This is a genomic window from Pantoea trifolii, assembly GCF_024506435.1.
GTDB lineage: Bacteria > Pseudomonadota > Gammaproteobacteria > Enterobacterales > Enterobacteriaceae > Pantoea > Pantoea trifolii.
The window spans coordinates 2344267-2366382 of record NZ_JANIET010000001.1 but is presented as its reverse complement, the minus strand read 5'-3'; the positions used below and the strand labels follow the sequence as shown (position 1 = coordinate 2366382).

At 56.2% G+C, this 22116-nt stretch carries 23 protein-coding genes; 11 read left to right on the top strand and 12 right to left on the bottom strand.

The features are described from left to right. Positions 1–7 precede the first annotated feature (7 nt). Complete coding sequence (locus tag NQH49_RS11010; protein WP_256698414.1) at positions 8–1234, top strand: LysR family transcriptional regulator; 1227 nt, start codon at positions 8–10, stop codon at positions 1232–1234. On the opposite strand, the gene aroQ is transcribed toward NQH49_RS11010, so the two are convergent. From aroQ to NQH49_RS10980, 6 genes are all read right to left on the bottom strand, one after another. Next, entirely contained in the window at positions 1235–1666 is a 432-nt protein-coding gene (gene aroQ, locus NQH49_RS11005) for a type II 3-dehydroquinate dehydratase (protein WP_256696636.1), read from the bottom strand. Then, on the bottom strand, positions 1663–2502 hold the full coding sequence (locus NQH49_RS11000) for an amidohydrolase family protein (RefSeq protein WP_256696635.1): 840 nt from the start codon (positions 2500–2502) through the stop codon (positions 1663–1665). The genes aroQ and NQH49_RS11000 overlap by 4 nt, the downstream gene beginning before the upstream one ends. Further along, the gene (locus NQH49_RS10995; protein ID WP_256696634.1) at positions 2502–3761 is read right to left on the bottom strand and encodes a gallate dioxygenase; all 1260 of its coding nucleotides are present in this window, start codon (positions 3759–3761) and stop codon (positions 2502–2504) included. The genes NQH49_RS11000 and NQH49_RS10995 overlap by 1 nt, the downstream gene beginning before the upstream one ends. 18 nt (positions 3762–3779) lie before the next feature. After that, positions 3780–5159 carry an MFS transporter gene (locus NQH49_RS10990; RefSeq protein ID WP_061718574.1) on the bottom strand — a complete coding sequence of 460 codons (1380 nt, stop codon included), beginning with the start codon at positions 5157–5159 and terminating at the stop codon, positions 3780–3782. A 394-nt stretch (positions 5160–5553) separates the two neighbouring features. Next, positions 5554–7284, bottom strand: a complete 1731-nt coding sequence (argS, locus tag NQH49_RS10985; protein ID WP_256696633.1) for an arginine--tRNA ligase — start codon at positions 7282–7284, stop codon at positions 5554–5556. Between the two features lie 170 nt (positions 7285–7454). Continuing rightward, entirely contained in the window at positions 7455–7577 is a 123-nt protein-coding gene (locus NQH49_RS10980) for a hypothetical protein (protein ID WP_007889544.1), read from the bottom strand. A gap of 311 nt (positions 7578–7888) precedes the next feature. Between NQH49_RS10980 and NQH49_RS10975 the strand changes: the two genes are divergently transcribed. Then, the gene (locus NQH49_RS10975; protein ID WP_256696632.1) at positions 7889–8449 is read left to right on the top strand and encodes a VOC family protein; all 561 of its coding nucleotides are present in this window, start codon (positions 7889–7891) and stop codon (positions 8447–8449) included. Here NQH49_RS10975 and NQH49_RS10970 read toward each other — a convergent pair. Next, the gene (locus NQH49_RS10970; protein WP_256696631.1) at positions 8446–9585 is read right to left on the bottom strand and encodes a MalY/PatB family protein; all 1140 of its coding nucleotides are present in this window, start codon (positions 9583–9585) and stop codon (positions 8446–8448) included. The genes NQH49_RS10975 and NQH49_RS10970 overlap by 4 nt on opposite strands. 85 nt (positions 9586–9670) lie before the next feature. On the opposite strand from NQH49_RS10970, the gene cutC reads away from it, so the two are divergent. From cutC to NQH49_RS10955, 3 genes are all read left to right on the top strand, one after another. Continuing rightward, a complete protein-coding gene (gene cutC, locus NQH49_RS10965; protein ID WP_008110505.1) occupies positions 9671–10423 on the top strand; it encodes a copper homeostasis protein CutC in 753 nt (250 codons plus the stop codon). A gap of 169 nt (positions 10424–10592) precedes the next feature. Further along, entirely contained in the window at positions 10593–11450 is an 858-nt protein-coding gene (locus NQH49_RS10960) for a hypothetical protein (RefSeq protein WP_256696630.1), read from the top strand. Positions 11451–11612: 162 nt separating this feature from the next. Continuing rightward, complete coding sequence (locus NQH49_RS10955) at positions 11613–12233, top strand: LysE family translocator (RefSeq protein WP_256696629.1); 621 nt, start codon at positions 11613–11615, stop codon at positions 12231–12233. A 3-nt stretch (positions 12234–12236) separates the two neighbouring features. Here NQH49_RS10955 and cmoB read toward each other — a convergent pair whose 3' ends face one another. The 3 genes from cmoB to NQH49_RS10940 form a co-directional block, all read right to left on the bottom strand. Beyond that, positions 12237–13205: a tRNA 5-methoxyuridine(34)/uridine 5-oxyacetic acid(34) synthase CmoB gene (gene cmoB / locus NQH49_RS10950; protein WP_256696628.1), complete on the bottom strand. Its 969-nt coding sequence runs from the start codon at positions 13203–13205 to the stop codon at positions 12237–12239. Next, entirely contained in the window at positions 13202–13930 is a 729-nt protein-coding gene (cmoA, locus tag NQH49_RS10945; protein WP_097097065.1) for a carboxy-S-adenosyl-L-methionine synthase CmoA, read from the bottom strand. The genes cmoB and cmoA overlap by 4 nt, the downstream gene beginning before the upstream one ends. A 78-nt stretch (positions 13931–14008) precedes the next feature. After that, a complete protein-coding gene (locus tag NQH49_RS10940) occupies positions 14009–14830 on the bottom strand; it encodes a DUF72 domain-containing protein (RefSeq protein WP_256696627.1) in 822 nt (273 codons plus the stop codon). Between the two features lie 232 nt (positions 14831–15062). Between NQH49_RS10940 and aspS the strand changes: the two genes are divergently transcribed. From aspS to ruvB, 6 genes are all read left to right on the top strand, one after another. Continuing rightward, on the top strand, positions 15063–16844 hold the full coding sequence (gene aspS / locus NQH49_RS10935) for an aspartate--tRNA ligase (RefSeq protein ID WP_256696626.1): 1782 nt from the start codon (positions 15063–15065) through the stop codon (positions 16842–16844). Further along, positions 16844–17275, top strand: a complete 432-nt coding sequence (nudB, locus tag NQH49_RS10930) for a dihydroneopterin triphosphate diphosphatase (protein ID WP_176971744.1) — start codon at positions 16844–16846, stop codon at positions 17273–17275. The genes aspS and nudB overlap by 1 nt, the downstream gene beginning before the upstream one ends. Before the next feature lie 241 nt (positions 17276–17516). Then, positions 17517–18260, top strand: coding sequence for a YebC/PmpR family DNA-binding transcriptional regulator (locus NQH49_RS10925; protein WP_008110488.1), 744 nt, complete (start codon positions 17517–17519; stop codon positions 18258–18260). A 37-nt stretch (positions 18261–18297) separates the two neighbouring features. Continuing rightward, positions 18298–18825, top strand: coding sequence for a crossover junction endodeoxyribonuclease RuvC (gene ruvC, locus NQH49_RS10920; protein WP_256696625.1), 528 nt, complete (start codon positions 18298–18300; stop codon positions 18823–18825). Positions 18826–18905: 80 nt separating this feature from the next. Beyond that, the gene (gene ruvA / locus NQH49_RS10915; protein WP_007889559.1) at positions 18906–19520 is read left to right on the top strand and encodes a Holliday junction branch migration protein RuvA; all 615 of its coding nucleotides are present in this window, start codon (positions 18906–18908) and stop codon (positions 19518–19520) included. An 8-nt stretch (positions 19521–19528) separates the two neighbouring features. Further along, positions 19529–20533, top strand: a complete 1005-nt coding sequence (gene ruvB, locus NQH49_RS10910; RefSeq protein WP_256696624.1) for a Holliday junction branch migration DNA helicase RuvB — start codon at positions 19529–19531, stop codon at positions 20531–20533. Positions 20534–20539: 6 nt separating this feature from the next. Here the strand turns inward: ruvB and znuB are convergent, their stop codons facing one another. Both znuB and znuC read right to left on the bottom strand, forming a co-directional pair. Further along, entirely contained in the window at positions 20540–21325 is a 786-nt protein-coding gene (gene znuB / locus NQH49_RS10905) for a zinc ABC transporter permease subunit ZnuB (RefSeq protein ID WP_061718584.1), read from the bottom strand. Beyond that, positions 21322–22077 carry a zinc ABC transporter ATP-binding protein ZnuC gene (gene znuC / locus NQH49_RS10900; RefSeq protein ID WP_036650204.1) on the bottom strand — a complete coding sequence of 252 codons (756 nt, stop codon included), beginning with the start codon at positions 22075–22077 and terminating at the stop codon, positions 21322–21324. Before znuC ends, znuB begins: the two co-directional genes overlap by 4 nt. Positions 22078–22116 lie beyond the last annotated feature (39 nt).

Below are 22116 nucleotides of genomic sequence, written 5' to 3'. Positions count from 1 at the left end.
GGGAATGATGGCGGAAAAGGGCACGCAGGAGCTGACAAATCTGATGCAAATCAGGGCATTTAGTCAGGTGGTGGCACAAGGCAGTGTCTCGCGGGCGGCAGATGAATTATTTCGCACCCAGTCGGCCATTACCCGCGCCATTCGCGACCTGGAGCTCACCTTAGGTGTGACGCTGTTTGAACGTCATGCCGGTGGCATGATGCTGACTGACTTCGGTAAATGCGTGCTGCCGCGCGCGTTGCGGGCGATTGAGGAGCTGCATCAGGTGCCGCAGCGGCTGGCAAAGTTGCAGGGACGCGGCGCACAGCGTAACGATGCGGAACCGCTGTGGCTATTTAACGTGCGTCGGCTGCAAATTTTTATCACCCTGTGTCAGACGCGGCATATGCAGACGGTGGCGGCACGGCTCGGACTGAGCCAGCCAGCGGTGAGCGCCGCGCTGCGTGTGCTGGAAAACGGCGCGGGTATCGCACTGCTGGAGCGCACGCCGCACGGCATGATGCCGTCGCTGGCCGGACGTGAAATAGAAGCCAACGTGCGGCGTGCGCTGAATGAATTGCGGCACATTCCGGCCGATATCGCTGCCCGCAGCGGGATACTCGAGGGAACGGTGCGCGTGGGCGCACTGCCGCTGGGACGCACGCGTATCCTGCCGCAGGCGATCGTGATGCTGACGGCGCGTTATCCGGGCGTGCGCGTGGTAACCAGTGAAAGCGCCTTTGGCGTGCTGGCCTCGGAGATGCGCTCCGGCGATATCGATTTTATCTTTGGCGCGCTGCGCCGCGATGAAGATGCGCTGGACGTCACGCGCGAGACGCTGTTCTCGGAACGCATGGTGCTGCTGGCGCGTCACGATCATCCATTAGTCGGGCGTGAGCTTTCTACCGAAGATCTGCGCGCTGCGCGTTGGGTGCTACCGCGTTCGGCCACGCCAGCGCGATATCTGCTGAATAACAGTTTTCAGGCGATGGGCATTCCGGCACCCGATCCGGTGGTGGAAACCGGCGATTTGGCGTTGGTGCGCGGCTTGCTGATGCAGTCGGATATGCTGGCGGCGGTCTCCGCGCACCAGCTGGAAGTGGAACTGGCGTCCGGCGCGCTGGTGGCGCTACCGGTTCCGTTACCGGATACCGATCGCGCCATCGGGCTGACGGTGCGGGCGGGCTGTCTGCACTCACCGGCAGCGGATGCGCTGATCCGCTGCCTGCGTGAAGTGTGCGGGCAGGACCAATAATCAGCCGGTGCGCGCCGCTTCCATCAACGCATAGCGGTAACCGCGAATGCCGTAACCGCAGATCACGCCCTGCGCGACATCGGAGAGATAGGAGTGGTGACGGAAGGGCTCACGCTTGTGCACGTTGGTAATATGTACTTCCCACAGCGGCAACGCCACGCCGGTCACCGCATCGCGAATCGCTACTGAGGTGTGCGTCCACGCCGCCGGATTGATCACCAGCGCCTGCGCCTCGAAACGCGCCTGCTGAATCCACTCAATCATTTCACCTTCGTGGTTGGTCTGGCGAAACTCAATCGCCACGCCCAGCTCTTCCGCCGTTGCGCGGCACAGCGCTTCCACGCTTTGCAGCGTGTCGGAGCCGTAGGTTGCTGGCTCACGGGTGCCCAGCAGATTGAGGTTTGGGCCGTTCAATACATAGATGGTTCTCATCGTGACTCCTGTAATTCAGTAAAACCAAACAGCCGCTGTGGCGTGTGCCAAAGCACCTGACGGCGACTGTTTTCATCGGGGATCAGCTGTTCGATCAGCAGCAGTTGCGTGCCCATATCCATGCGTTCAGTGGCGCGCAGGAAGGGCCAGTCCGATCCCCACATGCAATTTTCCGCGCCGAAAGCGTCCAGCAAGGCCAGCAGATAGGGATGTCCATCGCTGAAGGGATACGGCTGGCGGGAGAATTTCGCCAGCCCGGAGAGTTTCACGCTGGTGCGTTGCTGACCGGCCAGCGACAGCAGCGCCTGAAAGGCCGGTTGTGCAACGCCTGCGCTGACGTCTGGTCGGCCGGAGTGATCGATCAGCAGGCGCGTGCGGGTGCGTGACAGCAGCGGCATCAGCGCCATTAACTGATCGTTCTGCACCTGAATCTGGGCAAACAGATCCAGCTCCGCCAGCCTGCCCATCAGAGCATCAAGCTGGAGAAACGGCTCGGTGCCGAGCATCGCCACGTTCAGCGCAATGCCGACGATGCCCTGATCTTTTAGGCTGGCGAGCGTGTCGCTATCCACGTCTCGCGGCGTGACGGCAATGCCCTTGAAGCGTCCTTCACCGCGCTTGATGGTATCCAGCAGGCAGCGATTGTCGGTGTTATAGCCCGACGTCGGGCCGACAATCAGCGAGTGGCGAATGTTGTAGGCCTGCATCACGGCGCGATAGTAATCCGGCGTCGCCAGCTCGTGTCCGTCCGGGTTGTAGGCACTTTCGGGCGCCCAGGGAAAGTTTACTGGATCAAAAACGTGGTGATGGCAGTCGATAACCGGTTGCGTGAACATCACTCTTTTTTCCCCGCTACCGAGTAGAGCACCTGCTGATTGCGCGTCTGCTGGAACTGTTCCAGCGTTTCGCCGCGCATCGCCGAGTAGATATGCAGGTTAGACACGCCCACCACCGCACCCAGTTTTTCCAGCAGGAAGAAGCTGACGCCGTAATGGATCATGCCGCGCCAGTCGAGCTGGGTAATCAGCGTTTGCTCTTCAGCGCTCAGCCCGGCTTCCTGATACAGCGCCTGCGGAGCTTCGCGGAAACGCTTACGCCACTCTGGCTGAATCATGCGGTGCAGGAAGCGGTTGATGCGCAGCGCTTTCAGGCTGCGCGCCTGGGTGAACGGATAGGTGCCGGGCAGTTTTTCCACGCCGCTCATTTGCAGGTTGATCTTGTCACGCTGACGCTGATGCACATCAACTGGCGCTTCACGAGACTGGTTTTCGAGGATCAGCGTGGCGATACCGGTCATCGAAGGCAGATAGTAATCCTGATGCAGTTTCTCGACGTTGGCCGACAGCGCGCCGCGCATGATCAACCACATAATCACTTCCGCGCCTTCCAGGCCGCCGAGCGTAGCGTATTCCGCCAGAGTGATTTCAGTCAGACGTTCGGGATCGTTGATCAGCAGATCGATAAACTGCGCGTCCCATTCGGGATTGTTAAAGCCGCAGCGCTCACCGTGAACCTGATGTGAAACGCCGCCGGTCGCCACCACCGCGACTTTCAGATCTTCCGGGAAACTCTCCACCGCGCGCTTCAGTGCCTGGCCGAGTTTATAGCAGCGACGCGCCGTCGGAATCGGAAACTGCAAAACGCCGACCGCCAGCGGAACCACCTGCATCGGCCAGCCGCCTTGCCACGGTGCCAGCGCCGACAGCGGCGAAAACAGGCCGTGATCCAGCGCTTTGTCCTGGAAGAATGACATATCGAACTCATCTGCCATCAGGCTGGCACCAATGTGCTGTGACAGCGCCGCATGGCCTTTTACCGGTGGCAGATCGCGCGGGCCGCCGCCTTCGTCCGCCACGGCATATTCGTCATCAATGCCCAGCACAAAGGCCGAATAGTGATCGAAAAAGAAGGAGGTGACGTGATCGTTAAACACGTACAGCAGCACGTCCGGTTTTTTCTCCTCCAGCCAGCGCTGCATCGGCGCAAAACCATCGAAAATCGGAGCCCATGCGCCTTCCTGCTGCTTGTTGTGATCAACCGCAAAGCCAATGGTGGGGGTATGAGAAACCGCTAAACCGCCTATGATTTTAGCCATAATTTTTTGACCTCTACTTCATCGATTATTGAGGGTACGCGACAGGGACGGCAGGTCATTAAGGTCGATGCCTTTAACCTGACGGGCCACCTGTGCAGGGTGATGTCGGGTGATGGAAAGTGCCGCTAAAACTGCCGGGAGCGACAAAACGATAAAAATGGCTGTTTGCCCAGGGAACACGCCGAGCAGCACGCCGCCCAGTGAAGAGCTGATAATGGCGCCGCTGCGACCAATGCCGTGCATCCAGCACACGCCGGTGGCACGCATTTCAGTGGGATAAAAGGCCGGAGAAAATGCCTGCAATCCGGTTTGCGCCCCGTTGATACAGACGCCAGCGAGGAACACCAGCAGCGCCAGCACATTCGGGCCAAAGCTCCAGATGCCCTGCGACACCAGGCAGAAGCTGCCTAGCAGATAGAACAGGGCGATAACGTATTTCGCTTTGAAACGGTCCATCAATCCGCCGACCATCAGGCCGCCAAAGGTGCCACCGAGCTGGAACAAGCCCGCGACAATCGCCGCGCGCTCCAGCGTTACGCCGCCAGAACGCAGGATGGTTGGCAGCCAGCCGTTCAGCAGGTAGATGACGAACAGACCCATGAAGTAGGTGAGCCACAACACCACCGTGCCGCCCGCATAGCCGCGGCTGAACAGCTGCAGCACCTGGGCTTTTTTCGGGATAATCGGCGCATTGAGCACAAAGGCGGTACCGGCGGAGAATTCGCCGCCGAGACGTTTGAGCACCGCAGCTATCTTGTCGCGACTGACTTTGCGCACCACCATGTACATCGCCGATTCCGGCAGCAGCCACAGCAGCAGTGGCAACATCAGCAACGGCAACAGGCCACCCAAACCCAGCACCGCTTGCCAGCCAAAGTGCGGCAGCATGCCGGCGGCGATGAATCCGCCCAATCCGGAACCGATATTAAACCCGCTGTACATCACGGTGATCATCAGGCTGCGGCGGCGTTCCGGCATGTATTCCGACACCAGCGTGACGCAGTTGGGCATCACCGCGCCGAGACCAAGGCCGGTGAGAAAACGTAACGCGCCCATTTCCAGCGGCGTACGGGCGAAGGCGCTCATCAGGCTGAAGCAGGCGAAGACGGCGATCGACAACAGCAGCACGCGCTTGCGGCCGAATTTGTCGGACCACGGACCGGCGATCAGCGCGCCAATCGCCACGCCGAACATCGCAGCGCCGAGGATCGGCCCCATTTCCGCGTGGCTGATGCCCCAGTCTTCAATTAGCGCGGGCGCAATGAAACCCATCGCTGCCGCGTCGTAGCCATCAAACATGATGATGATGAAACACAGGCTGAGGGTCAGCCACTGGTATCCGGTGATCGGGCGGGCGTCGATCCAGCCTTTTACATCGATAATGTCGTGATTGCTCATAGGATACGCTCTGATTTTTTTATTAATGACGTTATCGGGTTGAGATTTTATTCCGCCCTGACATGGGCCGGGGGCATCACTTTAACCCGATTGCAGGGGTAATTTTTATAGTTTTTAGCTTTTAAAACAGCTTGTTGCATGTTTCAACTGTCTTGCTTCCATTACCAAATTAGGGATGGCATGCGACTTTGTCTGCCATAAAATGGTTATGAAGGTATGAGTTTTGTTTATTTGGTGAGCTGTGTCGGAAAATTGAGAAAGCGTATGAAGCGAGAGAAATTGCAGATATTGGGCTGGAGAAAAGCCAAGTTCAGAGCAGATTAAGGGGGATGTTTAACAGGAAGGAAGATGGAAAGCAGCGGAGAGCCGTTTGCGGCGCTCTCCGCTATTGGTATTACATGCGCTCGACGGTTTTGATGCCCAGCGTGTCCAGACCTTGCTTCAGCGTTTTCGCGGTTAACGCGGCCAGCTGCAGACGGCTCTGACGGATGTTCTCGTCCTCGGCGGAGAGAATCGGGCAGTGTTCGTAGAAGCCAGAGAACTGGCCGGCCAGATCGTACAGGTAAGCACACATCACGTGTGGCGTACCGTCGCGAGCGACCTGCGTAATCACTTCTTCGAACTGCAGCAGACGCGTAGCCAGCTGCGCTTCACGCTCTTCGGTCAGCACGATGTCACCGCTCAGGCTATCGGCATCAATACCGGCTTTGCGGAACACCGACAGCACGCGCGTATAGGCGTATTGCATGTAAGGCGCGGTGTTACCTTCGAATGCCAGCATGTTGTCCCAGTCGAAGATGTAATCGGTGGTGCGGCTTTTTGACAGGTCAGCGTATTTTACTGCGCCGATACCCACCACTTCCGACAGATCTTTCAGCTCTTGCGCTGACATCTCTGGATTCTTCTCGCTGACCAACGCATGCGCGCGTTCGACGGCTTCATCCAGCAAATCGGCGAGGCGAATCGTGCCGCCGCTGCGGGTTTTGAATGGACGACCATCTTTGCCCAGCATCATGCCGAACGCGTGATGCTCAAGCGGTACCGATTCCGGCACGTAACCGGCTTTACGCACGATGGTCCACGCCTGCTGCAGATGCTGATGCTGACGGGAATCGATGTAATAGAGCACACGATCGGCATGCAGGGTTTCGAAGCGGTATTTGGCGCAGGCGATGTCGGTGGTGGTGTAGAGATAGCCGCCATCTTTCTTCTGAATGATCACGCCCATCGGTTCGCCTTCCTTGTTTTTGAACTCATCAAGGAAAACTACCGTGGCGCCTTCGCTGGTCACCGCCAACCCTTTTTCACGCAGGTCGGCGACGATGCCCGGCAGCATGTCGTTGTACAGGCTTTCACCCATCACATCGTTGCGCGTCAGCGTCACGTTCAGGCGGTCATAGACCAGTTGGTTCTGGCTCATGGTGATATCGACCAGCTTCTTCCACATGCTGCGGCAATATTCATCGCCACCTTGCAGTTTCACCACGTAGTTACGTGCGCGTTCAGCGAAAGCTTCGTCGGCATCGTAGGTCACTTTGGCTTCGCGGTAGAAGGCTTCCAGGTCAGCCAGCGCAATCTCTTCGTGGTGTTCGTTCTGCTGCTTTTCCAGATAGGCAATCAGCATACCGAACTGCGTGCCCCAGTCGCCGACGTGGTTGGCGCGGATGACTTTGTGGCCGAGGAACTCCAGCGTACGCACCGCGGCATCACCAATGATGGTGGAGCGAACGTGACCGACATGCATCTGCTTCGCCACGTTGGGCGCGGAGTAATCCACCACGATAGTTTGCGGCGCGACACTGCTCACACCGAGGCGCGGCAGCTGCAGCGCCTGTGCGGTTTGCGCCGCCAGCCATGCACGATCGAGGAAGATATTGATAAAGCCGGGACCGGCGATTTCGACTTTGCTGGCGATGCCGTTAAGATCCAGATGCTGAATTACCTGCTCAGCCAGTTGTCGCGGTGCCTGACCGAGCTTTTTCGCCACGGCCATCATACCGTTTGCCTGGTAATCACCGAACTGTACTTTTGCAGACTGACGAACCTGAGGTTCGCAATCGGCAGGCGCACCCGCCGCAATCATTGCCTGACTGACTTTGTCGGAAAGAAGAGCCTGAATATTCACCGCGTTACCTTCATATGCTGAAAAGGCCCGCCTGTAGGCGGCGAGCCGATGTCGTCATCCCGCAACTGCGCGGCGGGATGGAAAAATAAGAGGGGAAGTATACGTGAAATGTTAAAGTGAGTCAGCTATTCGGTATTCAGTGAGACGTAACATCGGGCCCTCAGCGCCGATTAACGGCGCCGTGGGTGACGACGAGGATTTTTAACGCTTTTGTCTTCACGCACCTTCCAATGGCGGGAAATTGCAAATCCCATTAATGCAATCAGGACCGCGACAACAATGAGCATAGACATAAGGCCGTTCCTTGTAGTTGTGAAACACAAATTTATAAGAAAGGGTATCAGGCTGCAATTGTTTGCAACTTAAATAAGAGTTATCTCATTGTATTAACTATCCTGAATAATAACAGAAGGTTAAGCCACTTTCATAAAGTAACTGCTGGACCTGTTTTGACGATAAATCCGAAATGAATGGTCTATTTATGCGGTTTTCAGCCTTTTTGACGCCTAAATCGGATGAATCCGACAATTTTGTCAAGCGGAATCAACGGCTAGCAAATTTCATATTGATTAGTAAACCTGAACTGAATTAGAGGTAAAACGTGATGCGGACCAACTTTCCTATGGAATTGGATGATTTAAAACAAGAACTGGCTCGTTTTGAGCACTCTTTGAAGGGATTTGCTGAACGTTTAGGCATTAACCTGGCTGAACATGAAGCCGATCACGTTGCGGTACGCTGCCACCAGTTTGCGACGGCAGAACGCTGGAAAACCGGACTGCTGCAAATCGGCACGCAGTTTTCTGAGGCCATGATCAATGGTCGCCCGATCTGCCTGTTCAAACTGCATCAGCCATTGAACCTCGCGGGCTGGCAAATCGATGTGATTGAACTGCCGTGGCCGGGTGAGAAACTGTATCGCCATGAAGGGTGGGAACACGTGGAGATTGTGCTGCGCGGTGAACCGGAAACGCTGGGTGTGCGCGCGATGGCGCTGCTCTCGGATGATGCGCTGACGCAGCCGGGCATCTCGTTCAAAACCAGCGCGCCTAAAGGTAAGAATGAGCGTTTGCCCAATCCGACGCTGGCGGTAACGGACGGGCAAACCACCATCAAGTTTCATCCGTGGCGACTGGAAGAGATTGTCGCCAGCGAACAGGCTTAACGGCGCGCTGCTACTGCCTGCTGCAAACGCGCCACCGCCTGTTCCAGCGTGGCGCGCGTACAGCCAAAGTTGAAGCGCACGAAATTATTGTCGCCAAAATCGTGACCCGGTGAAAAACCGAGGCCGCGCTGTTCGAAGTAGTCCATTGGGCTGGCGACATCCAGTTTGCTGGCGTCGATCCAACCGAGATAAGTCGCTTCCGGCGCGGCCATCTGCAGTTCTGGCAGCGCATTGACCTGCGCCACCAGCCAGTCGCGATTAGCGCGCAGATAATCCAGCTGCGCTGCCAGCCACTCATCGCCATCGCGCCACGCCGCTTCGGCCGCCACCAGCGCCAGAATATCCACGCCAGGCACAATGCCTTCACGCACGCGTTTGAAGCGCGCGCGCAACTCGGGATTGGGAATGATCGCCATCGAGGCGCCCAATCCGGCAATATTAAAGGTTTTCGATGGCGAGATCAGCGTGATGCTGCGCTGTGCGGCATCTTCACTTAATGCTGCAAACGGAATGTGTTGCGCGCCGGGTGACAGCAATAAATCGCAGTGGATTTCATCCGAGCAGACGATCAAATCATGCTGCTGCGCAAACGCCAGCTGGGCTTCCAGCTCGTCACGACGATAAACCGTGCCGCCTGGATTCTGCGGATTACACAGCATCAGCAGGCGCTCATTGCCCTGCATGGCGCTGGCATCGAGATCCATCACCCAGCGATCGTCCTGTAAACGCAGCGGTAAATGCACCTGCGCGCGATCGGCCAGTCTTGCTGCACCGCGAAACGGCGGATAAATCGGCGTTGGGGAAACCGTGGATTCGCCCGTTTCTGTGAATGCGCGGACCGAAAGATTCAAACCGCACACCACGCCAGGCAACAACACAATCCAGTCCGGCTCAATCTGCCAGTTGTAGCGCTGCGCTAAACGGGAAAGGGTGATATCAATCAATCCGGTTGGCGTTGCGCCATAGCCAAAAACGCCGTGCTCAGCACGCTGTTTAATGGCCTCAATCACACTCGGCGGCGAACGGAAATCGCTGTCCGCTACCCAGAGCGGAAGCACATCGCGATCACCATATTTGTGCCATTTCAAACTATCGCTGTGACGACGGTCTATCCATTGATTAAAATCGAATGCCATAGTGCGAGTTCCACGTAAACTGTCCAATTAAGTAGACTAACTGAAGCATTCATCCCGAGCCAGAAGTCATGAGAAGGAGCATGGTATGACGAAACTGGAAATTTGTTGCTACGGCATCGACTGCGCAATGACTGCGCAGCTGTCCGGTGCCGATCGCGTGGAGCTGTGCAGCGCACCGCGCGAAGGTGGGTTGACGCCTTCAGCCGGCGTGCTGGAAGCGGCACGACGTGAAATTTCGATCCCGGTACATCCTATCGTCCGTCCGCGTGGCGGCGATTTTTGCTACACCAACTATGAGTTTGAGTCGATGAAATCGGACGTAGCGCTCATGCGTGAACTCGGTTTCCCCGGCTTAGTGATTGGCATGCTGGATGAAGATGCGCATGTCGATATCGCTCGTATGCAGCAAATTATGACGCTGTGTGACGGCATGGACGTCACTTTCCATCGCGCCTTTGATTTATGCCACAGTCCAAAACGCTCGCTTGAGGTGCTGGCTGATTTAGGCATCGCGCGCATCCTGACGTCTGGCCAGCAACAGAGCGCCGAAGCAGGAATTGCATTATTACGGGAACTAAATGAACACAGCACAGGTCCGATTATTATGGCCGGTGCGGGCGTCCGTTTGAGCAACATCCAGAAGTTCATCGACAGTGGATTGCAGGAAGTTCACAGCTCCGCCAGCCGTTTAGTCGCTTCGCCGATGCGCTACCGTAAAGCCGGTGTTTCAATGTGCTCCGAAGCGGAAACCGATGAATTCAGTCGCTATTGCGTTGATGGTGATGTGGTTGAAGCCATGAAAAGCATGACGCAGATGAGCGCCGTCCGGGTAGCCTGAATTCGCCCCGATTTTGCCGCGCAGCACGCCAGTCCAAACGACGTGATGTTTGCAAGTACCAACCCCAGTTCTTCTAACTGGGGTTCTTTTTATCTGCCGTTCCTGCAGAGATAGCGTGATCGTGTAAATGATGCTTTGATTACTCTATGGTCTCGTACGGATAACCTTCATGAAATCCATCCCTTATACAGTTTTACTGCTGATTCTCCCTTACTGCGGTGTCGCGCTGGCGGTCAGCACGGCGTGTCCACCGATGAGCAAAAACATCACCAGCAGCAACAACTGGATCATGCTGGGTGGCGATGCCAAAGGCGCGGTGCGTCAGGTGGTGGTGGGCGAATTTGGCAAAGACGTGGACTCGCAAAAGCGCGTACTCGGCCAGTTTGATCAGTGCGGCGATTTAATGGTGGCCGATATCTCCTACGACAAAAATGAAGGCAACGTCTTGCTGACGATGGAACAGCATATCGCCCGCGTACAGCGCGGCTGGGTGGCGGAATATGCCTACATGGTCAAAGTGATCAAAGCGGGGCAGGAGGAAGTGGTCGATAACCGTCAGGGCACCATCAGCTGGCAAATCGGCCAGCACGGCAACATCGTCAGCTCATCCGATAAATTCACCAGCATGGGCAAAGATGGCTTTACCGATACCACTTACCGCTATGACAAACAGTTCAGAGTGGAAAAAAGCGTGGCGCGCGGCAGCGACAGCATGACCAACGGCGAAAGCAGCTGGCGCTGGAATCCACAAGGATTGGTGACTTCATCCAGCAGCGCGCGTAGCAAAGATACTTACAGCTACGATAACCAGTGGCGGGAACTGCGCCTGAACGGCACCTCGACCACGCCAGTCAGCACGCTACGCTCGGTGGATGAGTGCCAACTGTGGGATGAAGTGGGCAACTGCACGCTCAGTTATCTGCATGAAACCGAAGTATTCGCCAAAGGCACCATTGAACGCCATCTCAGCTCCGCTTATAAATACCAATACTGGAACGCCTCTGGCGAAACAGCCGCACAAGATTAAACCGCACAAAATCCACATAAAGGCAAAGAATCAGGGCCGCAGAGTAAAGCTTCCGCCGCATGGATGCGGCGGCAGAGTCCACAAGGATGTGTTCACGACGACTTTACGGAGCGGCCCTGATTCTTTGCCTGAAACGCACGGAACTAAACAGGGAGCCCGCACATGACAATGATCCTTTCATTCCTTTTCGCCATCACCATCCTCACGCTCACGCCCGGTTTTGATACCGCATTAGTGTTGCGTTCAGCCGCCGCGCAAGGCTGGAAGCGTGCATCGGCCACGGCGTTTGGCGTCACGCTGGGTTGCCTGGTGTGGGGCGTTGCGGTGGGATTGGGATTGGGCGCGCTGCTGCTGGCTTCGGAAATGGCGTATAACCTGCTGAAATGGATCGGTGCGGCCTATCTGCTCTATCTCGGCGTCAAATTACTCATCAACCCGCGCACCCAAGCGGAAGAAGGCCAGCATGCGCAGAGTAAAGAGCAAAGCTATGTTGCCTGCTTCACACGCGGGCTATTTGGCAACTTGTTAAACCCTAAAGTCGGCGTCTTCTACGTCACCTTCCTGCCGCAGTTCATCCCGGCGGGCGCATCGGTACCGCTGTGGTGTACGCTGATGGCGCTCACACACATGGTGATTGGTTTGGTGTGGAATGCGGTGCTAATCGGCAGCAGCCAGTACTTTGCGACGCATTTACGCCGTCCGGCGGTGCTGAAAGTGATGGATCGCCTGACGGGCTGCGTCTTTATTGGCTTTGCCGCGAAGCTGGCGCTATCGCGGCGTTAAGCATTACGGCTTGCGCGCCACTAACACAGCACGCAGCGGAGCAGGATAACCTTCAACGGTCTTACCGCTGTCATGCGGATCAAGGAACTCGGCCAGCGACTCGCTGGTCATCCAGCTGGTGCGACGCTGCTCTTCCACGGACGTCACCGCGTAATCTGCGATGCGCACATCGACAAATCCGCACTTCTCCAGCCAGCTCTTCAGCGCCGCCGCAGAAGGGATAAAGTACACATTACGCATCTGCGCATAACGCTCACCCGGCACCAACACCGCGTTCTCATCGCCTTCAATCACCAGCGTCTCCAGCACCAACTCACCGTCGCTGACTAACTGATTTTTCAACTGCATCAAATGATCGAGCGGCGAACGGCGGTGATAAAGCACGCCCATTGAAAACACGGTATCAAACGCTTGTAACGCCGGCAGTTGCTCAATGCCCAGCGGCAGCAAATGCGCCCGACGATCGTCGCCCAACAGCTTACGCACCGCTTCAAACTGGCACAAAAACAGCTGCATCGGATCGATGCCGACCACCAGCTTCGCGCCCGCGCCAATCATGCGCCACATGTGATAACCGCTGCCGCAGCCGACATCCAAAACCGTGCGATGCTGCAACGGCGAAATGTGCGGCAACACGCGATCCCATTTCCAGTCGGAACGCCATTCGGTATCGATCTCGGTGCCGTACAGCGAATAGGGACCTTTGCGCCACGGCATCAAATTGCGCAGCAGATTCTCAATGCCCAGACGCTGACGATCGGTCAGATCCTCAACATCCGCACTCACGCTGTGCAACAAATCCAGCTTCTGCGGCGTCAGCAGCGGCAGATAATCAACGGACTTCTCCCAGTCGCGAAACTTACCGTGCAAATTCTCACGCTGCCATGCGGCAACTTGCGCCGGTAACACTTCCAGCCAACTGGCCAGCGGGCCGGTGGCAATCTGCTGATAAAAACGGCCAAACTCAATCATTTCAACGCCACCAACGAACCAAAATTAAAGCACTGGAACCACAACTCCGCATGTTTGAAACCGGCGGTTTTCAGGCGCGCCTTATGCGCTTCGACGCTATCGGTCAGCATCACGTTCTCCAGCATGCTGCGTTTCTGGCTGATCTCCAGCTCGCTGTAACCGTTAGCGCGTTTGAAATCGTGATGCATGTTAAACAGCAACTCACCGACATCGGCATCTTCAAAGCTGAACTTCTCCGACAGCACCAGCGCGCCGCCCGGATTCAATCCATTAACGATCTTCTTCAGCAGCTCGAGGCGGGCCGGCGGCTCAAGGAATTGCAGGGTAAAGTTCAGCACCACCAACGAGGCGTTTTCAATGTGGATATCCTGAATATCCGCTTCGATCACCTGTACCGGCGTATCCGCGCGGAAAGCATCGATGTGGCGACGGCAACGCTCAACCATCGCCGGCGAATTATCTACAGCAATAATCTGGCAGCCAGGCACATGTATGTTGCGGCGCACCGACAATGTGGCGGCACCCAGCGAACAGCCAAGATCGTAAACCTGGCTATTCGGCTGAACGAAGCGTTCTGCCAGCATGCCAATCATCGAAATGATGTTGGAATAACCCGGCACCGAGCGCTGAATCATATCGGGAAAAACTTCAGCTACGCGCTCGTCAAAGGTCCAGTCGCCCAGCTTATCGATGGGCGCGGAAAATAGCGTATCGCGATCAGACATAATGAAAGGTCCGGAGAGAAAACGGAAAGGGCGCTATTTTGGCAGAAACGCGGCCAGGCTGCATCCTTTGCGTTGCGTCTAAAACAGGCTTGATTGCTGCGGCCAGTCGGGCAGATCGCGTAACGATGGCTCCAGCTGCTGCAACTGTGGCCACAACGCCTGAATCAGCGGAAACACCTCGCCCATATCCGGCGTGTGAATAAACAGCATAGGATCGCTATCCAGCTGCCACGCTTGCAGCTTGCTGTGCCACGGCTGGAACAGCGGCACGCTCTCCGCCGCGCTATCGCTACCAATGAAACGCACCATCGGTTGCGAACCGGTGCGCACCGCATGCGGTGGCACGCGCGGCTTTTTCGATCGCGCATCCACGGCGGCGGCGGTTTGTGAGGTTGAAGCATGCACCGGACGGCTATCTAAAATTACCCGATTAACGCCACGATCCAGTAAACCGCGATTCAGCGCGCGTTCGGCTTCACCTTTGGCAAAAAACGCCTGATGCCGCACCTCAACGCCATAGCGGAAATTGCGTGGCAAACTGTCGAGAAAGGACCATAAATCAACCAGCTGTGCCGGTGAAAACGCGGCGGGTAGCTGCAGCCAATATTGACCAATGCGTGTGCTCAGCGGATCGAGCAGGCGGAAAAACTCCGTCAGCAACTCATCGCAATCGCGCAGCGCCGCTTTATGGCTGATGCTATCGGGAAACTTAAAGCAGAAACGAAAATCGTCGTGCGTCATATCACGCCAGCGCAGCACCACTTCCGGCTTCGGCAGCGCATACAACGTGGTATTGCCTTCCACACAACCAAACAGCTGCGCGTAGTCGGCTAAGGTCTCAATGCCAAACTGTTTCCATTGCGCGTGCTGCCATTGCGGTAATCCTATGCGAAGTGTCAACGCGAACTCCTGAATCCTTTAGGGGCGGGAAAGGGCGGCTTAATGTACCCTGTTTTGATGTCGGCAGGAAAAACAGCGCGATAAAGCATAATGTTTTGTCCGCTTTGATCGGGCTCCACTTATCCTGCCTGGGTTTTTCCATTATAATAGCCGCCTTTTTTGCGACAGCATCTCAGAAGGTTACGCGGCCTGATGTTGTCTGGCAGCAGCGGCGAAGTTAAAAGGATACGTTATGCGTACAGAATATTGCGGACAGCTCAATCTGTCTCACGTGGGTCAGCAAGTCACTCTCTGCGGCTGGGTAAATCGCCGTCGCGATCTGGGTAGCCTGATTTTTATCGATATGCGTGACCGTGAAGGTATCGCACAGGTGTTCTTCGATGCCGATCGTCAGGACGCTTTCCAGCTGGCATCTGAGCTGCGTAACGAATTCTGTATCCAGATCACCGGCACCGTGCGTGCACGTGACGAAAAGAATAAAAACAGCGACATGGCAACCGGCGAAGTCGAAGTGTTTGCTCATGAGCTCAACATCATCAACCGTGCTGAACCGCTGCCGCTGGACTCTAACCAGGTGAACAGCGAAGAAGCGCGCCTGACCTATCGCTATCTGGACCTGCGTCGTCCGGAAATGGCGCAGCGTTTGAAAACCCGCGCTAAAATTACCAGCTTCGTGCGTCGCTTTATGGACGACCAGGGCTTCCTCGATATCGAAACGCCAATGCTGACCAAAGCCACGCCAGAAGGCGCGCGTGACTATCTGGTACCGAGCCGCGTACATAAAGGTAAATTCTACGCGCTGCCACAGTCGCCACAGCTGTTCAAACAGCTGCTGATGATGTCGGGTTTTGACCGCTACTATCAGATCGTTAAGTGTTTCCGTGACGAGGATCTGCGTGCCGATCGTCAGCCAGAATTCACCCAGATCGACGTGGAAACCTCTTTCATGACCGCCGAGCAGGTGCGTGAAAAGATGGAACGTCTGATTCGTGAACTGTGGATCAACATCAAAGGCGTGGATCTCGGTGACTTCCCGCAGATGACCTTTGCGGAAGCGATGAACCGTTACGGTTCCGATAAGCCAGACCTGCGTAACCCGATGGAGCTGGTGGACGTTGCCGATCTGCTGAAAAACGTAGAGTTCCAGGTGTTTGCCGGTCCGGCCAACGATGCCAAAGGCCGCGTGGCGGCCCTGCGCGTACCGGGCGGCGCTGCGCTGACGCGTAAGCAAATCGATGAGTACGGCGAATTTGTCAAAATCTACGGCGCCAAGGGTCTGGCGTGGATGAAGATCAACGAACGCGCCAAAGGCTTCGAAGGCGTTCAAAGCCCGGTTGCCAAGTTCCTCAGCGCAGAAATCGTTGAAGACATTCTCAACCGCACGGGCGCACAAGATGGCGATCTGATCTTCTTCGGCGCGGACCGCGCTAAAGTGGTAGCAGATGCGCTGGGCGCGCTGCGTCTGAAAGTGGGCCGCGATCTGCAGATCACCGATGACAAAGCCTGGGCACCGCTGTGGGTAATCGATTTCCCCATGTTTGAGGAAGATGAAGAGGGCGGCCTGGCAGCGATGCACCATCCGTTCACGTCGCCGAAAGACCTGAGCGCAGAAGAGCTGGCAACCGATCCGGTACAAGCGGTGGCCAATGCCTACGATATGGTGATTAACGGCTACGAAGTGGGCGGCGGTTCCGTACGTATCCACAGCGGAAAAATGCAGCAGACGGTATTCAGTATTCTCGGTATCACCGAAGAAGAGCAGCGTGAGAAGTTTGGCTTCCTGCTCGACGCACTGAAATACGGTACGCCGCCGCACGCGGGCCTGGCGTTCGGTCTGGATCGTCTGACCATGCTGTTGACCGGCACCGATAACATCCGTGATGTGATCGCGTTCCCGAAAACCACCGCCGCAGCGTGCATGATGACCGAAGCCCCAAGCGAAGCCAATCCAGCTGCGTTGCTGGACCTCGGCATTCTGGTGGCGCCGAAGAAAAAAAAGACAGAGAACAAGTAATGGGCTTTAAACATCCGGTTTCGGTGCTGGTGGTGATTTTTGCCCGCGATACCGGCCGGGTGTTAATGCTGCAGCGACGTGATGACGACAGCTTCTGGCAATCGGTCACTGGCAGCCTGGAAGCGGGCGAAACCCCGCGCCAGGCGGCTCAGCGCGAAGTGTTAGAAGAACTTGCCATCGATATTGCGCACGAAAAGTTAGTGCTGGACGATTGCCACAAGCAAATCGAGTTTGAGATCTTCCCGCACTATCGCCATCGTTACGCACCGGGCACCACGCACAATCGCGAACACTGGTTCAGATTGGCGATACCCGCAGAGCGCGAGCTGCTGCTCACCGAGCATCTCGCCGCGCGCTGGCTCGAACCCGCCGCTGCCGCAGCCCTCACCAAGTCCTGGAGTAACCGCCAGGCAATTGAAGAATTTATCTGAATGCTCGCCGCCGCGCGTTTTTCCCGTGGCGAATGCATTAAGTTTTATGAATCTGGTGTGTTTGATACCAACGCACCGAACAATATCGAACAGTCAGGCGTAATCGGCGCCGCGAGGTTGTTCACCGCCAGCGCACAGCAACCGGAGCGTACTTTTGTACGTGAGGATTGCGAGCACTGCCGGGGGACAAGATCGCAAGTAAGATAGCCTGCACCCAGTAAAAGATCGGAGATAATGTAAGATGGCTGGACACAGTAAATGGGCGAACACCAAGCACCGCAAGGCTGCTCAGGACGCTAAGCGCGGTAAAATCTTCACCAAAATCATTCGCGAGCTGGTCACCGCCGCGAAGCTGGGCGGTGGCGATGCGGGTTCTAACCCACGTCTGCGCGCAGCGATGGACAAAGCGCTGTCTAACAACATGACGCGCGACACCATGAACCGTGCTATCGCACGCGGCGTGGGCGGTGAAGATGATTCCAACATGGAAACCATCATTTATGAAGGTTACGGTCCGGGCGGCTCAGCGGTAATGATTGAGTGCCTGAGCGACAACCGTAACCGTACCGTGGGTGAAGTGCGTCATGCCTTCACCAAAACCGGTGGCAACCTCGGTACTGACGGTTCTGTTGCTTACCTGTTCAGTAAGAAGGGTGTTATCTCCTTCGCGCCAGGTCAGGACGAAGATGCAGTGATGGAAGCGGCGCTGGAAGCCGGTGCAGAAGACGTTGTGGCCTATGACGACGGCGCGATTGATGTCTTCACCGCATGGGAAGAGATGGGTGCAGTGCGTGATGCGCTGGAAGCGGGCGGTCTGAAAGCGGACTCGGCTGAAGTCTCGATGATCCCTTCCACCAAAGCCGAAATGGATGCCGAAACTGCGCCGAAACTGCTGCGCCTGATCGACATGCTGGAAGACTGTGACGACGTGCAGGAAGTTTACCATAACGGTGAAATCTCTGATGAGATCGCAGAAACGCTGTAATGGCGTTGCTTAAAACCCCACTCACCGGAGACGCGCTGTGGCGATAATTCTCGGGATCGATCCCGGCTCGCGCGTCACCGGTTACGGTGTTATCCGCCAAACCGGCCGCCAGCTTACCTATCTGGGCAGCGGCTGTATCCGCACCAGCGTCACCGATTTGCCGACGCGCCTCAAACTGATCTACGCAGGCGTTAGCGAAATCATCACGCAGTTCTCACCCGACTATTTCGCCATCGAGCAGGTGTTTATGGCGAAGAATGCGGACTCAGCGCTCAAGCTGGGCCAGGCGCGCGGTGCAGCGATTGTCGCGGCGGTGAATCATGATTTGCCGGTGTTTGAATATGCGGCGCGTCAGGTGAAGCAAACCGTCACCGGCACCGGCGGCGCAGAGAAAAGTCAGGTACAGCATATGGTGCGAACCTTGCTGAAACTGCCAGCCAATCCGCAAGCGGATGCCGCCGATGCGCTGGCCATCGCCATCACGCATTGCCATATGAGCCAAAATGCGGTGCGCATGAGTGACACCAAATTGGTGATGACGCGCGGGCGCATGCGATCGGGTTAGCAAACGCCAAGGCTGGATATTCATCCAGCCTTTTTTATGCTATAAACTCAGGCTTACTTACAGATTAAGGAACTGCTCAGGTGATTGGTCGTTTACGAGGCAACATTCTGGAAAAACAGCCGCCGCTGGTGTTGATTGAGGCGCATGGTGTCGGTTATGAAGTGCACATGCCAATGACCTGCTTTTACGAGCTGCCGGAGATCAATCAGGAAGCGATCATCTTCACTCAGTTCGTAGTGCGTGAAGATGCGCAGCTGCTGTTCGGTTTTAACAACAAGCAGGAACGCACGCTGTTCCGCGAGCTGGTCAAGGTGAATGGCGTTGGGCCTAAACTGGCGCTGGCGATTTTGTCGGGAATGTCAGCGCAGCAATTTGTGACTGCCGTTGAGCGACAAGAGATTGCCTCTCTGATCAAACTGCCGGGCGTGGGTAAAAAAACCGCCGAGCGTTTGATTGTGGAGATGAAAGATCGCTTTATCGGCATGCACGGCGATCTGTTTGGTGGTGATTCAACCTTTACGTTGACCACGCCTTCCGCCGCACAAGACAATAACGATGCTGAAGCCGAAGCGGTTTCAGCGCTGGTGGCTCTCGGCTATAAACCGCAGGAAGCCAGCCGGATGATCAGCAAAGTCGGTAAACCGGATGCAGATTGCGAAACCCTGATTCGTGAAGCCCTGCGCGCAGCTATTTGAGGTAAAGCATGATTGAAGCCGATCGCCTGGTCTCGGGCAGTTCCTTTAACGAAGAAGAAACGCTCGATCGTGCCATTCGTCCCAAGCTGCTGACAGAATATGTTGGTCAGCCGCAGGTGCGCGAGCAGATGGAGATTTTCATCCAGGCGGCGAAACTGCGTGGCGATGCCCTCGATCATCTGCTGATTTTCGGCCCGCCGGGATTGGGTAAAACCACGCTGGCTAATATTGTCGCCAATGAAATGGGCGTCAATCTGCGCACGACCTCCGGACCGGTGCTGGAAAAAGCCGGCGATCTGGCGGCGATGCTTACCAATCTTGAGCCGCATGATGTGCTGTTTATCGATGAGATCCATCGCCTGTCGCCGGTGGTTGAAGAAGTGCTGTATCCGGCGATGGAAGATTATCAATTGGATATCATGATCGGTGAAGGTCCCGCGGCGCGTTCGATTAAGCTCGATCTGCCGCCGTTTACCCTGATTGGCGCCACCACGCGCGCCGGTTCTTTAACCTCGCCACTGCGTGACCGCTTCGGCATCGTGCAGCGCCTTGAGTTCTACAACGTCCCCGATCTGCAGCACATCGTTGGCCGTAGCGCGGCCTGTCTTGGCCTGGCGTTGAGTGAAGAGGGCGCGTTAGAGATTGCACGTCGTGCGCGCGGTACGCCGCGTATCGCAAACCGCCTGCTGCGCCGCGTGCGTGACTTTGCGGAAGTGCGTGCCAACGGCAATCTGAGCGGCGAAGTGTCAGCCAGCGCGCTGGATATGCTTAACGTCGACAGCCAGGGTTTTGATTACATGGATCGCAAATTGCTGCTGGCGATTATCGATAAGTTCTCGGGTGGTCCGGTTGGCTTAGATAATCTGGCTGCGGCAATCGGCGAAGAGCGGGAAACTATCGAAGATGTGATTGAACCCTTCCTGATCCAGCAAGGATTCATTCAACGCACGCCACGCGGCCGAATGGCAACGCAGCATGCTTATAAACACTTTAGCATCAGTCGCGAAGAGTAACCGGCGTTATGCCGCCGGTTTTTTTGCCATGCTGATGATGAACAACACCGCGGCGCATAACACCACCGAAGGACCGGCTGGCGTATCATAGGTGGCGGAGAAGGTGAGTCCGCCGGTCACCGCGATAATACCGGCAATCACCGCAAAACCGGCCATCTGTTCCGGTGAGCGCGAGAAGCGACGTGCCGTCGCCGCCGGGATAATCAGCAGCGATGTAATGATCAAGGCACCCACAAACTTCATTGCCACGCCGATGGTTAATGCCGTCACCAGCATCAGCATCAAACGCGTGCGCTGAATGTTGACGCCATCGACCTGCGCCAGCTCCGGGCTGATGGTCATCGACAACAGTGAATTCCACTGCCACGCCATCACCGCCAGTACAATCGCCACGCCGCCGCCCATCATCCATAAGTCATCGGGCGTCACCGCCAGCAGATCGCCAAACAGATAAGCCATCAGGTCAACACGCACGCCTTGCATCAGACTGACAACCACTAGACCCAACGACAGCGCGCTGTGCGCCATAATACCGAGCAGAGTGTCGATGGCCAGATGCGGGCGACGCTCCAGCCACACCAATCCCAATGCCAGACACACGGTCACCAAAATCACCGCATAGTAGGGATTCACGTTAAGCAGCAAACCAAACGCCACACCCAGCAAGGATGCATGCGCAAGCGTATCGCCAAAGTAGGACATACGGCGCCAAACCACAAACGAGCCAAGTGGACCGGCTGCCAGCGCCAGCAAAACGCCGCCAAGCCAGCCAGGTAATAACAGTTCAATCATGACGGGCCATTTCCTTTGCGCAGAACAATGCGTCCCTGTAAATCGTGACGGTGATTATGATGATGACGATAAATCGCCAACTGCTGCGCGCCGCGTGGGCCAAACATCGCAATAAATTCGGGATGTTGTGACACCGCTTCTGGCGTGCCGGAACAGCAGATGTGATGGTTGAGACACAACACTTCGTCGGTTTTCGCCATCACCAGATGCAGGTCGTGTGAAACCATCAGCACGCCACAGTTCAGTTCGCGGCGCAATTGATCGATCAAATCGTACAGCGCAACCTGGCCGTTGACGTCAACGCCTTGAGTTGGTTCATCGAGTACTAGCAACTGCGGCTCATTAAGCAATGCGCGCGCCAGCAGCACTCGCTGGGTTTCACCGCCGGAGAGTTTTTGCAGCGTCGCGTGCAGCAGATGTCCAGCCTGAACGCGCTTCAGCGCCGGCAAAATGGCATCGCGTTTGGTGCCACGGGACAAACGCATAAAGCGTTCTACGGTGATCGGTAATGTCGGGTCAATGTGCAGTTTTTGCGGCACATAACCGATACGCAAATCAGTGGCACGCTTGACGCTGCCGCTGGTGGGTTTGAGCAGCCCCAGCACCGCGCGCACCAGCGTGGATTTGCCGGCGCCATTCGGGCCGAGCAGCGTGAGAATTTTTCCCGGCTCAAGTGTAAGGCTAATGCCTGCAAGCACTGGACGCTGGGAGAATTTCACAGAAATGTTTTCAAGGGTAACAAGTGGCGGCATGTTATTTACGGGTTGCATTGAATTTCGAATGTTATAATA